The sequence below is a fragment of the Idiomarina aquatica genome, assembly GCF_004362895.1.
In the GTDB taxonomy this organism is placed as follows: Bacteria; Pseudomonadota; Gammaproteobacteria; order Enterobacterales; family Alteromonadaceae; genus Idiomarina.
Map to the genome: position 1 here is coordinate 185,268 of NZ_SNXI01000003.1, position 14,939 is coordinate 200,206.

The 14,939-nt window shown below is 49.4% G+C and carries 9 protein-coding genes; 4 read left to right on the forward strand and 5 right to left on the reverse strand.

Translation table 11 applies throughout. The features are described from left to right. Positions 1-37: 37 nt before the first annotated feature. From gdhA to DEU29_RS04140, 3 genes are all read left to right on the forward strand, one after another. Positions 38-1,390, forward strand: a complete 1,353-nt coding sequence (gdhA, locus tag DEU29_RS04130) for an NADP-specific glutamate dehydrogenase (protein WP_133538985.1) — start codon at positions 38-40, stop codon at positions 1,388-1,390. A 114-nt stretch (positions 1,391-1,504) separates the two neighbouring features. After that, on the forward strand, positions 1,505-2,050 hold the full coding sequence (locus DEU29_RS04135) for a DUF3750 domain-containing protein (protein WP_133538986.1): 546 nt from the start codon (positions 1,505-1,507) through the stop codon (positions 2,048-2,050). A gap of 81 nt (positions 2,051-2,131) precedes the next feature. Continuing rightward, the gene (locus DEU29_RS04140; protein ID WP_133538987.1) at positions 2,132-4,318 is read left to right on the forward strand and encodes an OsmC domain/YcaO domain-containing protein; all 2,187 of its coding nucleotides are present in this window, start codon (positions 2,132-2,134) and stop codon (positions 4,316-4,318) included. Here DEU29_RS04140 and DEU29_RS04145 read toward each other — a convergent pair. Further along, positions 4,311-6,359, reverse strand: a complete 2,049-nt coding sequence (locus tag DEU29_RS04145) for a methyl-accepting chemotaxis protein (RefSeq protein ID WP_133538988.1) — start codon at positions 6,357-6,359, stop codon at positions 4,311-4,313. The two genes, DEU29_RS04140 and DEU29_RS04145, sit on opposite strands and share 8 nt — an antisense overlap. A 144-nt stretch (positions 6,360-6,503) precedes the next feature. Continuing rightward, positions 6,504-8,039, reverse strand: coding sequence for a S10 family peptidase (locus DEU29_RS04150; RefSeq protein WP_243734469.1), 1,536 nt, complete (start codon positions 8,037-8,039; stop codon positions 6,504-6,506). 117 nt (positions 8,040-8,156) lie between these two features. Between DEU29_RS04150 and DEU29_RS04155 the strand changes: the two genes are divergently transcribed. Then, positions 8,157-9,182, forward strand: coding sequence for a LacI family DNA-binding transcriptional regulator (locus DEU29_RS04155; protein WP_133538989.1), 1,026 nt, complete (start codon positions 8,157-8,159; stop codon positions 9,180-9,182). 29 nt (positions 9,183-9,211) lie between these two features. On the opposite strand, the gene DEU29_RS04160 is transcribed toward DEU29_RS04155, so the two are convergent. From DEU29_RS04160 to DEU29_RS04170, 3 genes are read right to left on the reverse strand one after another with little or no spacing between them, the layout of a single operon-like run. Beyond that, the gene (locus DEU29_RS04160) at positions 9,212-11,602 is read right to left on the reverse strand and encodes a glycoside hydrolase family 15 protein (protein ID WP_133538990.1); all 2,391 of its coding nucleotides are present in this window, start codon (positions 11,600-11,602) and stop codon (positions 9,212-9,214) included. A gap of 4 nt (positions 11,603-11,606) precedes the next feature. Then, positions 11,607-13,124, reverse strand: coding sequence for an MFS transporter (locus DEU29_RS04165; RefSeq protein WP_133538991.1), 1,518 nt, complete (start codon positions 13,122-13,124; stop codon positions 11,607-11,609). Next, positions 13,124-14,899 (reverse strand): alpha-amylase family glycosyl hydrolase, encoded by a 1,776-nt coding sequence (locus DEU29_RS04170; RefSeq protein WP_133538992.1) that lies wholly within the window; start codon positions 14,897-14,899, stop codon positions 13,124-13,126. The genes DEU29_RS04165 and DEU29_RS04170 overlap by 1 nt, the downstream gene beginning before the upstream one ends. Positions 14,900-14,939: the final 40 nt, after the last annotated feature.

The following is a 14,939-nucleotide window of genomic DNA, read 5'->3' on the forward strand; positions in this document are numbered from 1 at the left end:
ATGGGTATCAATTACTTTTAACAACAGGGAAGGATCGATGGCCTTTATAAAAGACACAATCGAAAAATTAAAGCAGACCAGCCCCGCACAAACCGAATTTTATCAAGCGGTAGAAGAAGTCCTTGAATCCATTGAACCTATTATTGAAGAGCGTCCAAAATACCGCGAACAAGCTATTATCGAGCGGCTAGTCGAGCCGGAACGCCAGATAATGTTCCGCGTACCCTGGGTTGATGATAACGGTCAAGTCCAAGTCAATAAAGGCTATCGTATTGAGTTTAATTCAGCGCTGGGGCCGTATAAAGGTGGTCTGCGGTTTCACCCCAGTGTAAACGCCGGCATTATTAAGTTTCTGGGCTTTGAACAGATTTTTAAAAACGCGCTAACGGGGCTACCCATAGGCGGTGGTAAAGGTGGTGCCAACTTTGATCCTAAAGGTAAATCAGACGGCGAAATCATGCGTTTTTGCCAGTCTTTTATGACCGAATTGCACCGCCATATAGGGCCGAACACCGACGTACCCGCGGGTGATATTGGCGTGGGAACTCGTGAAATTGGCTACCTGTTCGGCCAGTATAAACGTATTGTTAACCAATTTGATGGCGTGCTAACCGGCAAAGCATCACTGTGGGGAGGCTCGCATGTTCGTACCGAAGCAACCGGCTACGGCGCCGTCTATTTTGCGCAATGTCTGTTGGGCGACAATGATGAGTCGATGAAGGACAAGCGTTGCTTAGTATCCGGCTCCGGAAACGTTGCTATTTATGCTATGGAAAAGCTCTACGAATTAGGTGCGACGCCTGTCTCATGTTCTGACTCCAATGGCACCATTTACCATAAAAATGGTATCGACCTGGACTTAGTTAAACGGATCAAAGAACAGAACCATGGCCGCTTAGAGGAATATTTAGAGACCCATTCTGGTGCGGAGTATACAAAACGACAGGACTACCCTGAGGATGGCCATTGTGTATGGCGCTACGAGGCTGATTTGGCCTTCCCCTGCGCTACTCAAAATGAATTAACCGAAAAAGACGCTCAGGCTCTGCTCGAGAACGGCTGCCGCTATATTATCGAAGGCGCCAATATGCCGTGTACTCAAAGCGCGGTGGATTTATTTATCGAAAATAATGCGCATTATGCACCCGGCAAAGCCGCTAATGCAGGTGGTGTTGCGACCAGCCAGTTGGAAATGGCCCAGAATGCCAGTATGCTGAAATGGAGCTTCGACGAGGTAGACGACAAGTTACAGCGCATCATGCGTAATATTTATCGCGACTGTAAGCGCGCTGCAGAGGAATTCGATCATCCTTCGAATTTAGCACTCGGTGCAAATATTGCCGGCTTCCGCAAGGTGGCTGATGCGATGTTGCAGCAGGGGGTTGTTTAAACTTTGCTGCTACGCAGCGGCTTTTTGTTGGCGTAGCCAACGGCTATTTTGCGGCTCGCTGCGCTTGCCGCAGGCTGTTTGCGCCTTCGGCGCGAATTAAACCAAGGACATTTTATGCGTAAAGCTTTTAGTTTAGTTGGATTCTTGCTGGGGGCTGTAATGCTAACGGCCTGCTCGTCAGGTGATTGGCGTACGGCATCTCGTAAGTCTGCGGGAATTGCGCCTGAGCCTGCCATGCAACAACAAGCGGTGATTGAAGCCTACGCTGCTGATGCGTTTGGCTGGCGTGGTTGGTTTGCTGTGCATACCTGGTTAGCGGTTAAACCCGCCAACGCCGATCAATATACCGTCTATGAAGTGGTGGGCTGGGGCGTCGAAAACGGCCGCGATGCGCTGCGTGTATATCAAACCCCGACACCCGACCGTTATTGGTACGGCGCCAAACCAGAAAAGCTGTTATCCATAACCGGTGAAAAAGCCGCGCAATTGATCCCGCGCATTCAGGAGGTATCACAAAATTACCCGTGGATGGACGAATACGAGGCGGTACCCGGACCCAACAGTAATACCTACCCCGCCTGGGTCGCACTGCAGATTCCCGAGCTCGGCCTAAAGTTACCCTTCAGCGCTATAGGCAGTGGCTACGCCGACAATAAATAAATTGTTGACTGACGTTTGCTCGTAAAAAAGGCATAATACGCGCAAATTCTGATCAATGACTATCTGCGGTTTTACTCCCTTATGGAAATCAACGTACGCTTTTTAGAAAACATGCGCCTTGAGGCCAAGTTTGACGACTTTACCGTAATCTCAGACCAACCGATTCGCTATAAAGGTGATGGTTCGGCACCGGGCCCGTTCGACTATTTTTTAGCATCCTCGGTTATGTGTGCCGCACACTTTATTCGTCTTTATTGTGATGCGCGTGAGATACCGACCGAGAACATTCGAATTTCTCAGAATAATGTTGTCGACCCAGAAAACCGCTACCAGCAGCTATTTAAAATTCAGGTTGAGTTACCCGCAGACATTGACGAGAAAGACCGCAAAGGCATTATTCGCGCGGCTGAACGCTGTGCCGTTAAACGCGTGATCGAAAACGATTTGGCATTTGACGTAGAAGCCGTTGAAAATATTACCCAAGATGCTCAGGCGTTGCTTACCATCGACCCAAACGGGGATGAAAAAACCTATATCGAGGGCAAAGATCTGCCCTTAGAAGATACCATCAACAACATGACTCGGTTGCTGGCTGACCTGGGCATGAAAATCGAGGTGGCTTCCTGGCGCAATATCGTGCCTAATGTATGGTCACTTCACATTCGCGATGCCGCCTCGCACATGTGCTTTACCAATGGCAAAGGCGCAAGCAAAGAGAGCGCACTGTGTTCAGCTTTGGGTGAGTTTATTGAACGCTTAAGCTGCAACTTCTTCTACAATGACCAATACTTTGGCGAACAGATTGCTAACGCTGACTTTGTTCATTATCCACAGGAAAAATGGTTCAAACCCGGGCCAAATGACGAACTCCCGGCAGAGATCCTGGATGAGCGAACGCGCGCATTTTACGACCCCGAGGGTGAGCTTCGTGGCTCGCACTTAATCGATACTAATTCCGGCCGCACCGACCGCGGCATTGTTTCTCTCCCCTTCGTGCGTCACTCCGATGGCGAAACGGTTTACTTTCCGTCTAACCTTATCGAAAACCTGTATTTGAGCAACGGTATGAGCGCAGGTAATACACTGGCGGAAGCTAAGGTTCAGTGTTTGTCAGAGATTTTTGAGCGCGCTGTTAAAAAGCAAATTATTGAAGATGAGATAACCTTGCCGGACGTGCCACAAGCGGTGTTGAATAAATACCCGGACATTGTTGCAGGTATTGATGCGCTGGAACAACAAGGCTATCCGGTACTAGTTAAGGATGCGTCACTTGGCGGCCGCTTCCCGGTGATGTGTGTGACCCTGATGAATCCCCGTACCGGTGGCGTATTTGCCTCTTTTGGCGCACATCCAAGCTTTGAGGTTGCCTTAGAGCGCAGCCTGACAGAGCTACTGCAAGGTCGCAGTTTTGAAGGCTTGAACGACTTGCCACCGCCAACCTTCAACTCTATGGCGGTGTCTGAACCCAATAATTACGTCGAACACTTTATTGATTCATCCGGCGTGGTGTCCTGGCGTTTTTTCAGTAGCAACGCCGACATCGATTTTGTCGAGTGGGATTTTGCATCGCCATCCAATGACGAAGAAGCGAGCACGCTATTTGGTATTCTGAGTGAGCTCGACAAAGAAGCCTACATCATGGTACACGAAGATCTCGGCGCGCCGGTGTGTCGCATTTTGGTGCCGGATTATTCTGAAGTCTATCCGGTTGAAGATCTGGTGTGGGACAATACCAACATCGCCCTGCAGTACCGCGAGGATATTCTCAATCTGCATCGCTTGTCAGAGCAGCAACTGGAAGATTTAGTCGAACGCCTGGAAGACAGCCAGCTCGATAACTATATGGACATTATTACGCTCATTGGTATCGAGTTTGACGAAAATACGGTGTGGGGCCAACTCACCATTCTCGAGCTGAAATTGCTCATTTATCTGGCTCTTGAGCGCCATGAAGATGCTCAGGAATATGTCGAGATGTTCCTGCAATATAATGACAATACACCGGAGCGTGTGCTGTTTTATCGTGCTGTCGAAGCGGTACTGGAAATCACGCTGGACGATGAGTTAGCGCTGGAGGATTATCGCTATAATCTCGGCCGAATGTATGGTGAAACGGTTATCGATGCCGTTATCGGTTCAGTGCAAGGTAATACTCGCTTTTACGGTCTGACCCCGACTAATATGCAATTAGAAGGGATCGACCGTCATTTGAAGCTACTGGACAGCTATAAAAAGCTACATCGAGCCCGCGCAAACTCCGTTAGTTAATTTTAAAGCGGCCGACGGTCGCTTTCAGCTCGGCTGAAATATCCCTTAAGCGACTGAAGTCAGTTTGCATCGAGTTAGAGTGTGCCACCATTTGCTCAGTTAAACTATGAACACTCTCTAACTCGCCATTAACCTCGGCTGCCAATGCTCTTTGGCCCTCGGTTGAACTCGAGATATCATGGTTCAGTTGAGTCACTTTTTGCATTGCTTGTTCAATTTGAACAATAGCTTTAAGAACAAGTTCTACCTGCTCTTCGCCGTCATTACTCATAGCGTCAGTTTGCTCCATCGCTCCTTTTACTGTAGCTGCCCCCGTTTGTAGCTTTTCAACCGTTTGCTGAATGTGGTCGATAGAATCCTGGGTTCGTGTTGCCAGCGTTCTAACTTCGTCTGCCACCACCGCAAAACCTCGCCCTTGCTCTCCCGCTCGCGCCGCTTCGATAGCAGCGTTAAGCGCCAATAAATTAGTTTGCTCAGCGATACCCGTGATAACATCCAGCACTGAGGTAATATCTGCAACATCATCGTTTAGGCTTTGCACGGCTTCTGTTGCACTGGATATAGAACGGGAAACTTCGCTTATCACTTGCTGGGTCTTGTGGCTATTATTCGAGACGACTTTGACCGATTCTGCTGCATCTTCTACAGATTGTGACGCATCCTGAGCATAATTAGCGATGGTTTCACTCGTTGAGTTCATTCGCTGAACCGCTTCGACAATCCGAGCGATTTGTTGCTGCTCATTATGTACTTCAGCATTCAATTCATTCATGGTTCCTGAAACTCTGTCAGCGGACTCACTCACCTCCTCTGAAGAGTTATTCGCGTGTGCGATTAGCTGCTGTATTCTGTCTGAAAAGCGATTAAACTCACGAGCCATCGTCCCTACTTCGTCATCAGAGTTTATCGCTAAACGCTGAGTTAAATCCCCATCACCTTGAGCAACGTCTTTCATGGCTGCAGCAATCGTTTTTACCGGCTTAAACACCTTCATCGACACGTAGTACGTCACTAATGTCAACACAATAATGATCGCTAACAGAATACTAAAGGACGTCCACCGAGCATTGGCTATGGGCGCAGCTATCATTTCGCTTGGAACGAGTAACCCCAGCTGCCAATCTATGTAAGGAACTTCGGACTTTACCGGCACATAAAACACTTGATAACCAGCGCCTTTCCAAGTCACTGGAAAGCCACTTCCGCGGGCGCTACCCGACATTGTTGTGGATAACTTTTCAAAGCCTTTAGTTTCTGCGTTCATCGCTGACGTGTAGACCTTATCTAACTGCCCAATGGGAGTATTCAGCGCTAACTCAATTTCCTGCGTCGGAAAATAAACTAATTCGTTGTTATCATTAATCAAAAAAGCCTGACCCTGCCCTTGATAACTGATGCTATCAATAAGTTCAGCAATGGTTGTGATTAATATATCCACGCCGCCAATACCAACCAATTCGCCCTGTTGATTTTTAATGGGCATCTGCAATACCGAAGAAATCGTTTTATCCGTGGCATCAACCTGAGGAGAGGTCAAATATAAACGGCCCTCTTCTATCGCGTTATGCCACCATGGGCGCTTATTCGTAAAGTAGCCTTTGGTTGGGTCTCCGGCATCAGGTCCCGAAGTATCAACACCTACACGCCCTTCTTCATAAAGATATTCATAAGTATTTGCCGACCCCATAAAAACAGACTTAACCGTGGGGTCATTCTGGACAATGTTTTCAAAAGTTTGCTTTATTGATTGAAAGTCTGAATCGGTTGAAAGATCCTTCCCTCTTTCAGTGTACTGAGTTAACCATTGTGTCACTCGAGGGTCGGTTAAAACCGTGGTTGGAATGCGAGCGCGTTCACTGAAAAAGCTATTAATTTCAGCAGCTCTTAATTCAATAAGCTCGGCAACCTGAGCTTCTGTTTTTTCCCGCGTAAGATCGGCTATTGTCTGGGTAACAAATACGCCAAACGCAGCCAATAACACAATCAATACACCAGAGATTGAGACAATAAGTTTACGTTGCAACGAGCCTTTTATGTGCATGGTCCTACCGTTTTTATGATTTTATATTCGTTAATATTATCGACTAATTCATGGTTTTCTTAACAATGGCGCAATGTACGGATGATATTGCGAGCTGCGAGCAAGTCCCGTCAGGGTAAGCATGGACATTATAAGTTTCATCATCTACTCCTTACCTGCACCCTGTAGTTGCGCATTAATAAACTCACGCGTGTCTTTTAGCAAGGCTTTACGCGCCGGCTCGTGCACATACATCATGTGGCCGCCGTGGTAATAACGATAGATAATATCGTCAGATTTTATGCCATGACGGTTAAGGGTGTACTCGGCGTCAAAAAACGGCGTGATTAAATCGTAGTAACCTGAGCCTACCATGACCTTAAGCGCAGGATTAGCCCGTAAAACGGCTGCCAGATCAGGCGTAGTATTAACGTAATGCGGCTCCCACGAGCGTCCCTCAGGTAACGGGCTCCAGCGCCACTTGCCCGACAGTTCCGGGTCAGACGGATTTAAATAGGTGCGATCCCAGTCAATGCCAAGATCATTACGCATGTAATGCATCAATGATGCTTTATAGGCCGGAGAAATTGCACGTGCCGCATCATTTTCCGGACGCGCCAGCACGTCATCACGTTCATCGTTAGTATAGCGACTGTCGAGCAATCCCACGGCTATACCCTGGTCGCGCCGCAACTCCTTGGCAAACCGAAACGCATTAATACGCAAATCAACCTGGTCAATGTATTCTTTACTCAAACCCGTGAAGCTATGCAGTTTTTCGATAAGTTGTTGGCGTTTATCTGCAGCAAGTAAATTACCGCTAAATAATGCGGGCAGCAGTTCGTTGGTGGCAAACTCGCGGCTAGCCTGAATAAACGCCTCAAAGTCGCCGCTATTATCTACTTTGCCATGATACCAGGCGGTCGCCGCCATACTTGGAATGTAGGTAATATAAGAGATGATATTGTCATCCACATAAGGCGTTGAGCCCTGATAATCCAGCGCCTGCGAGACAAACACAATACCATTTACGTTAATGACGTAATCATCCAGCAATACTTTTGCAACCGCGGCGGCCCGGGTCGTGCCAAAACTCTCGCCTAACAAAAATATCGGCGAATTCCAGCGATTGTTTTCGGTCATCCACCGGGCAATGAAGGCAGCCATTGATTCGGCATCTTCGGTCAGGCCCCAGAAGTCTGTTTTCTTGCCCTCGCCGATAGCCCTTGAAAAGCCGGTACCCACCGGATCGACAAACACCATATCGGTTACATCCAGAATGGTTTCGGGGGCATCTTTAAGGGTGTACGGCGCAGCGCCGGGATGTTCTGCATCACTGGGTACGACAATACGCTTGGGACCATAGCCGCCCATGTGGAGCCAGTTTGATGAAGAGCCCGGACCACCATTCCAGATGAACGTCACCGGACGATTATCATCATCCTCGGCAATATAATCAAACGAGAAAATGCTTGCCGTCGGCTCACCCGCCGCATTTTTAAGATAGGTTTCACCCGCACTTACCTGGTAGTCAATGCGCTCGCCGTTAAAGCTTCCACTATGCCCGGAAACAAACCGGGTTGGCTCTGCAACCGCTTCAGTACTTTGTCCGGCCTCCTCTGTTTGAGCTAAGGCGCCAACAGACGTGGGTATACACAAGGTCAGTGCTATAAGTTTGATATAACATGTTAGTTTTTTCACAAGCGATTTTCCTTTATTAATTATTAACTCAGGTTAGCATAACTTTGTTAGGGGTTCTCTTTAGGACTGCTTGGCTGTATGGTTTTGCATTATCGCGAGCGCACTGCAAGGAAACAAATGAAAGGTAAAGCCACTTCTTTCGATATAGCTCATCATGCCGGGGTTTCTCAATCGACGGTTTCCCGCGCATTGCGGGGTAGTCCTCTGGTTAATGAAGAGACACGGCGCCGGGTTATCGAAATTGCCCGCGAGCTTAATTATAAAGTGGATAAAAACGCCAGTAACCTGCGTGCTCAACAGAGCTCAACTTTAGCGGTACTGCTGTTTGAAGACCCGACCTCTGACGATTCACAAATTAACCCGTTCTTTCTGTCGATGTTAGGTTCGATAACGCGGGCCTGCGCTAAAGAGGGTTATGACTTATTAGTTTCTTTCCAGTCCAGCAGTAATGACTGGCATGCCGATTACGCCGAGACGCACCGCGCTGACGGGATTATTTTACTGGGTTACGGCGATTATATTGACTACCAGAGTAAATTTGCCCGTTTGCTGGATACGGACACCAAATTTGTTTGCTGGGGAGCCAGTGTTGATGGCCGTCCGGAGCTTACCGTCAGCTGTGATAACCACCTCGGCGGCCGGCTCGTTGCTGAGCACTTTATTGAGCAGGGTCGTACTAACTGTGCTTTTATTGGCGATGCATCGCATCACAGCCCGGAGTTTAGCGCCCGCTTTAACGGCTTTGAGGAGCGCCTGCAGGAAAGTGGTAAACACGTCAGCGAGCGCAAGGTAGCTACCGCAATTTCTACCGAAGAATCGGGTTATCAAGCCACTAAATCGTTACTCGCTAACGATATTCCGTTTAACGCGCTGTTTGGCGCCAGCGATTTGATCGCTATTGGCGCTATCCGGGCGCTGCAGGAAGTTGGCTTACGCGTGCCGCAAGACGTGTCAGTGGTCGGCTTTGATGATATTGCCATCGCCCGCTTTTGCAGCCCGCCGTTGTCGACGGTCCAACAAAACACAACACTCGCCGGACAAATGTTAGTCGCCAACCTGCTTAACTTAATCGCTGAGCAAGCTGTCGATTTACCCAACAGCATCCTGCCGCCAAAACTTATTGTGCGCCAGTCCAGTCAGTGAATTACTGGCGCACATTAACCCTAACGTTGCTACTGCGCCAACTGTTGTTCCACAAGCGGATAATGATCCCAGACGGATTCATTACTCAGTGAACGTAACAGTTTAACGTACTCAGCATGGGTCCAGGCCAGCGGCGTTGCTGAATTGGTGCCTTCACCCAGCTCGTAGTCAAACGGGTTAACACCAACGCCATCCCAAGCCTGCTCTGGCAGCATCATGCCTTTGTTGGCAAATTCTTCCATGCCCAGCACATAGGTGTTTTTAATACGCTGATACTCGTCCTCGCTCAGCTCACCATCGGCCTCGGTTGCCGCCGCAATCTCGTAGTGGCCCCGTTCACCGGTAAAGAAAGGCCAGACACGACCACGTTGACCCGGCGTTTGCTCGCCACCTTCGGCGTAATTTTTGCCAAGCTTTTTGTCTTCCCCATAGCCATCGTTACCATAACGACGCCAGCCCGGATACTCCTGCCCTTGCTCGTTGGTAAAGGTGTATTTTACCCGAAGCTTATGTTCCAGGCTTTCATCGTCATATTCCGGTAACGACGCAGTTACCGACGGGCTATCTGCAGGGCGCACGCCATAGCGCACTAACTCTAAAAAGCCACCATCCAGAATCAGCTTTTTATCCATTCCCGGACGACCATTGTTGTCACCCAGTTTGGTATCTGCATTAACGTTTTTGTCCTGAGCAATGCGCACAAAATAGTTACCATCGGCTGCATCGCCTTCCAGCGTGCCTTCGGTGGTAAACATCAAGGCTTCGATATCCTGCTCGTATTGCTTGGCCGTATCCAGGTAGCGTTTAGCATTAGCCTCATCGCCACTGAGTTTTGCAATCTCACTGGCACTGATAAGCCCGGCTACAGTGGCTGCAATACTCGACGGTGAATAGCCCGCCTGCTCTTCCCAACGCTCTTGTTGGGTGTACGGTGGATCAATTTGCGTATCGTTCCACAACACTTTAGCTCGCCCGCCGTCTACCAGAAAGTCCGCTGCCGGCTTGAGCATCGATTGGTACCAATCACTCAATTCACTTTGTGTCAGTACATCCTGTTTATAGAGCTTCCAGGCCAGCATAATGGGCATAGAGGTTTGATCCAGCTGCACCGCAACCCATTCTAAATCGCCATTGACGTGTGTTTTTTGCAGGAACCAACCCGTGTCGCCTTTATTGCCCGGTGTATTTTCGGTCACTTGCACCTTGGGTAAATAGCTAAAGGCGGCTTTTGCGGTTTGCGTGTCACCCATAGCCAAAAACGCCATAGCAACTTGATAGAAGTCGCGTACCCAAACGGCTTTATAGCCCGTCTTGCCCTCTTCGGCGGAGACAGTGTCGCCCCAGGGGTTAGACAATGAAGCGATCAACGCGCCAGCGTAGGTTTTGTCTTCTTGCGCCTTCAACACCAACGCGCTGGTATGCAGTAGCTTGCCACCATCGGTCGTAGCGTCATACATTTCTTCAAGCTTTAAGCTCTGCAGGTAGTCCTGCCAGCCAATAGCATCGCCTTCGCCATTGTAATTCGCCAGTACCTTGTCGTAGCCGCTGGTTAAGGTCTTCCGGCCCTGCTCAAGTGCGCTCTGTTCGCTGTTACCATAGCTCAGCACTAAATCAAATTCTGCGCTGTCGGTGATTTCGCCCAGCGTGGCACTCATCGATACATTGCCTGACTGCTCACCGGTCGTTTGGTAGCGCTTAAAGTAACCCGTTGTTTTTAATTGTGAATGCCGGTCTGAGGTGCCGACAAAACCCACCGAGCCTTGGTTTAAACCACTCGTGCTTTGCAACGTCAGATAGTGTTCACCCGAGTAGGCTACCAACGCATCGTCAGCCACCTTGGCGCTGTCATCAACACCATCGTTGTTCACATAAGGGTTAACCTGAACGTGAGCCGTCAAACCTGGCTCTTCCGCCTCAAAGCGCACACGCACCATCAATGACTGCGCATCAGGGTCAGTGAACACATCTTTAATAATACGAAAGCGACCTTGGTTGTCTTCACTGGTCACACGGTATGCTAACGATAACGGACGTCCCTGCTCATCAACGTGCAGATATTCGACGGTATTTTTCAGGCCGTCGGCTTCGCTAATCACAAAGTCGTCGCCGCTGACCATAAATTGCATGTCGCGAATTTGTGCCTGATGAATCAGCCCAAACATGGTTTCGGTAATCATGCCTTTGGCGAGTGAAAACCAAACCTTCGAGACCGTACCTGTCATGCTCGACTCGTCATATTGGCCGTTTTGATACGCCTCATAAGAGGTGCCAATGCCGGTTTTCCCCGAGTACGCCCAATACGGCGTTTCGCCGGGCGCTCCCGGCGCCACTTCGTTAACGCCCGATGTTGTGGCGCTAGTGTTGCAGCCGGCTAATCCCGCCAGCAACATGGCGCTGGCAATTGTGTTCACAACTTTCACTGTATCACCCTATATTTTTGTTATTGAGTTTTACCCGAGTCAGCGACAAGGCAGCCAAGACAAACGAAGCCCCACCAATAACCAGTGCGTAAATAGGCTCGTTTGCAAAGCCGTGCTTTAATATGAGACCCAGAATACTGGCCGCGAGTAACTGCGGAATAACGATAAAGAAATTAAAGATACCCATGTAAACGCCCATTTTGGCGCTGGGTAATGCGCTGGCGAGCATGGCGTAAGGTAGCGATAGAATAGACGCCCAGGCAAAACCAATACCGACCATCGGCAGCATCAGCCAGTTCGGGTCTTTGATCAATAAAAAGCTGACTAACGACAACGCGCCAACCAGCAAATTAACCGCATGTGCAAGCCGAATACCCCACTGTTTGACCATAACCGGAATAACCAGGGCAGCTAAGGCGGCAAAACCATTGTAGGCCGCAAATAATACGCCGACCCAATCAGCACCGTCGTTATAGGCCTTAGAAGTGACATCCGCCGTGCCAAAGTGGTAACTGGTGACAGCCCCCGTGGTGTATATCCACATGGCAAACAGCGAGAACCAGCTAAAGAATTGCACCCAGGCTAATTGACGCATTGCCCGGGGCATGTTGAAAACATCATGGACCACGGTAAAGAAGCCGTTTTGGGTATGGCCCTGTTGCTGTTGCCAGGCAGCCAGCGCCTGTAATAAAGCAAAAGCGACTAATAACCCACCTAATAAATACAACTCCTTTTCCAGATCCATCAGGCCAACGGCAGCAATAATAATGACACCGACAGCACCACTAACCGACAGCGTGCGGGCGAAGTTGATGCGTGCTTTTTCCTGTCCTGCCTGGCTGCTATCCCCATCTTCGCTAAAAGACGCAAGCTGCTCAGGACTGTATTCTTTGGTCGTAAACACGGTCCACATAACGCAAACCAATAAAAACGCACCGCCAATGTAAAACGCGTACTGCACCGATGGCGGAATAACACCCGCAGCCGCGGTATTACTGACGTCAAACCAATTGGTCAAAACCCACGGTAAACTCGACGCAACGACCGCACCCACGCCAATAAAAAAGCTTTGTAATGAATAGCCTAAAGCCCGTTGTTTGTTAGGGAGGTTATCGCCAACCAGCGCCCGGAAGGGCTCCATCGTCACGTTGATTGATGCATCCATAATCCACAACATGCCGGCGGCAACCCACAGCGTCGGAGAGTTTGGCATAACCAACAAGGCGGCAGTCGTGACAATCGCACCATAAAAGAAGTAGGGTCGCCGACGACCGAGACGTCCCCAGGTTTTATCGCTGAGGTAACCAATAATTGGCTGTACAATTAGCCCGGTCAGAGGTGCTGCAACCCATAGAATCGGGATATCATCAATTTCGGCTCCGAGGGTTTGGAAAATACGGCTGACGTTGGCATTTTGTAGCGCAAAGCCAAACTGAATGCCCATAAAACCAAGGCACATGTTCCAGATCTGCCAAAAGCTCAGTGTCGGCCTTTCGTTATTATGTTGGGCTTGATCTTGCATTAACGATTACTTCCTAATTGGATCACGCTAACGCCCTGATAGGGCAGCGTTAGGGACAAAGTGCCATCGGTAAATTGTGGCGGCGCACCGAGTAATGCCTGAGCTTGTGACTCTTTCACGTCAACACTCACCTGCTGCTTCTGTTTAGCAAAGTTTGCCACCACCAAAACGCGCTGATGACCCGCTTGTCGGATAAAACTGACAACGTGCTGCGGCTGCGAGTTACTGACTTCCAGCAAGTTGCCTTGAGCTATCGCTGGTAGCTGATTAAGCGCCATCAGCTCGACATAAAACCGCCGCAGCTGGCGTTGTTCTGCGCTAAGATCAGCACCATCAAACTCGCCATCATTCATCCACTGCTGATGCGCAGGCACACCGATGTAGTCAAAAATACTGGTGCGGGTCGGGTCACCAAACCCCGGCTCTTCGGAACCATCTTCGCCAACCGTCTGGCCGAAGTAAATCATCGTCGGTGCGCGGCTTACCAGCGTTGATACAGTCATCGCCGGTTTACCCCAGTTCATGTCACCGGCAAAGTCAGGGCTGGCAATGCGCTGTTCGTCATGGTTCTCTAAAAAGTGCAGCATGTGCTGTTCGATATCAGCAACTTCATTGTGCTTCGCAAGCAGTGCAGCCGCGTCTTCGCGCCCCTGAATAATGGCTTTTAATGTGTCGTAAAACCCGACTTTATCGTAAAGGTAGTCCATTTTACCTTGCTCAAGATAAGGCCGGTAAAGCTCCGGGTTATAGACTTCGGCCAGTAAAAATGCATCCGGGTTTTGCATTTTTATGGACGCATTTAAAAAACTCCAGAACTCCACCGGCACCATTTCCGCCATATCGTAGCGAAAACCATCAACGCCCTTGTCCAGCCAGTATTGCGTGATATCACGGAACTTATACCAACTGTCCGGCAAGTCCTTGTCCTGCCAAAACGCGTAGTGAGCTCGGTAATCTTTGTTGGCATACTGCTGAGGCAAGCGTGGAAAGTCGTAACTGCCATCAGGTTTAACGCCATAATTAATTTTTACGGTTTCGTACCAATCGTTAATGTCGGGTTGGGCGGTACGGGCGCCATTACCCGTCCACTTCGCCGGGCTTTCAGTAAACTGACCATCCGCTTTAGGGTGCTCCATGCCGCCTAATGGCTCATAGTCGTCACTTTGTGGTACCCGGAAGTCCTCGCCTACCACGTAATAAAAATTGTTGTCGCGCTGGTAGGTCACCGTGGTGTCGTCATTGGCACCAAAGTCTTCGACACCGTCAGGTTTAGAAACCGAATGGTAATCGCGGGCAACGTGATTAGGCACAATATCGATGACGACCTTCATATCGTGCTGGTGAGTACGCTCTATTAACGCCTCAAATTCTTGTAGCCGTTCGCCGGGGTCAACCGCTAAGTCAGGGTTGACGTTATAGTAGTCTTTGACCGCATACGGCGATCCCGCGCGGCCTTTAACGACATCAGGATCATCGGCGGGCAAGCCAAACTCGCTGTAATCAGTCACGGTGGCATGATGTAAAACGCCGGTATACCAAATGTGGGTAACACCCAGCTCTTTTATACCCTCAAGGGCTTTGCTATCAAAATCCGCAAACTTGCCGACGCCGTTTTCCTCTAATGTACCCCAGGGCTTATTTGTCGTTTGCGTGTTGCCAAATAAACGCGTGAATACCTGATAAACGACCGGCTTTTGAGCGGTATCTTGCTCAGCCGCTTGCACGTTAATGCCCGGCAATACTACCAAAGCACTCAACAACAGAGCTAAACGCATTATGTAAGGCTCCTTTGTATAAATTGATTATGCGACGGCA

Bases quoted from the DNA above. Each gene is read 5' to 3' on its own strand.
- gdhA (WP_133538985.1), top strand. From the start codon at position 38: ATGGCCTTTATAAAAGACACAATCGAAAAATTAAAGCAGACCAGCCCC.
- DEU29_RS04135 (WP_133538986.1), top strand. From the start codon at position 1,505: ATGCGTAAAGCTTTTAGTTTAGTTGGATTCTTGCTGGGGGCTGTAATG.
- DEU29_RS04140 (WP_133538987.1), top strand. From the start codon at position 2,132: ATGGAAATCAACGTACGCTTTTTAGAAAACATGCGCCTTGAGGCCAAG.
- DEU29_RS04145 (WP_133538988.1), bottom strand. From the start codon at position 6,359: ATGCACATAAAAGGCTCGTTGCAACGTAAACTTATTGTCTCAATCTCT.
- DEU29_RS04155 (WP_133538989.1), top strand. From the start codon at position 8,157: ATGAAAGGTAAAGCCACTTCTTTCGATATAGCTCATCATGCCGGGGTT.
- DEU29_RS04165 (WP_133538991.1), bottom strand. From the start codon at position 13,124: ATGCAAGATCAAGCCCAACATAATAACGAAAGGCCGACACTGAGCTTT.
- DEU29_RS04170 (WP_133538992.1), bottom strand. From the start codon at position 14,899: ATGCGTTTAGCTCTGTTGTTGAGTGCTTTGGTAGTATTGCCGGGCATT.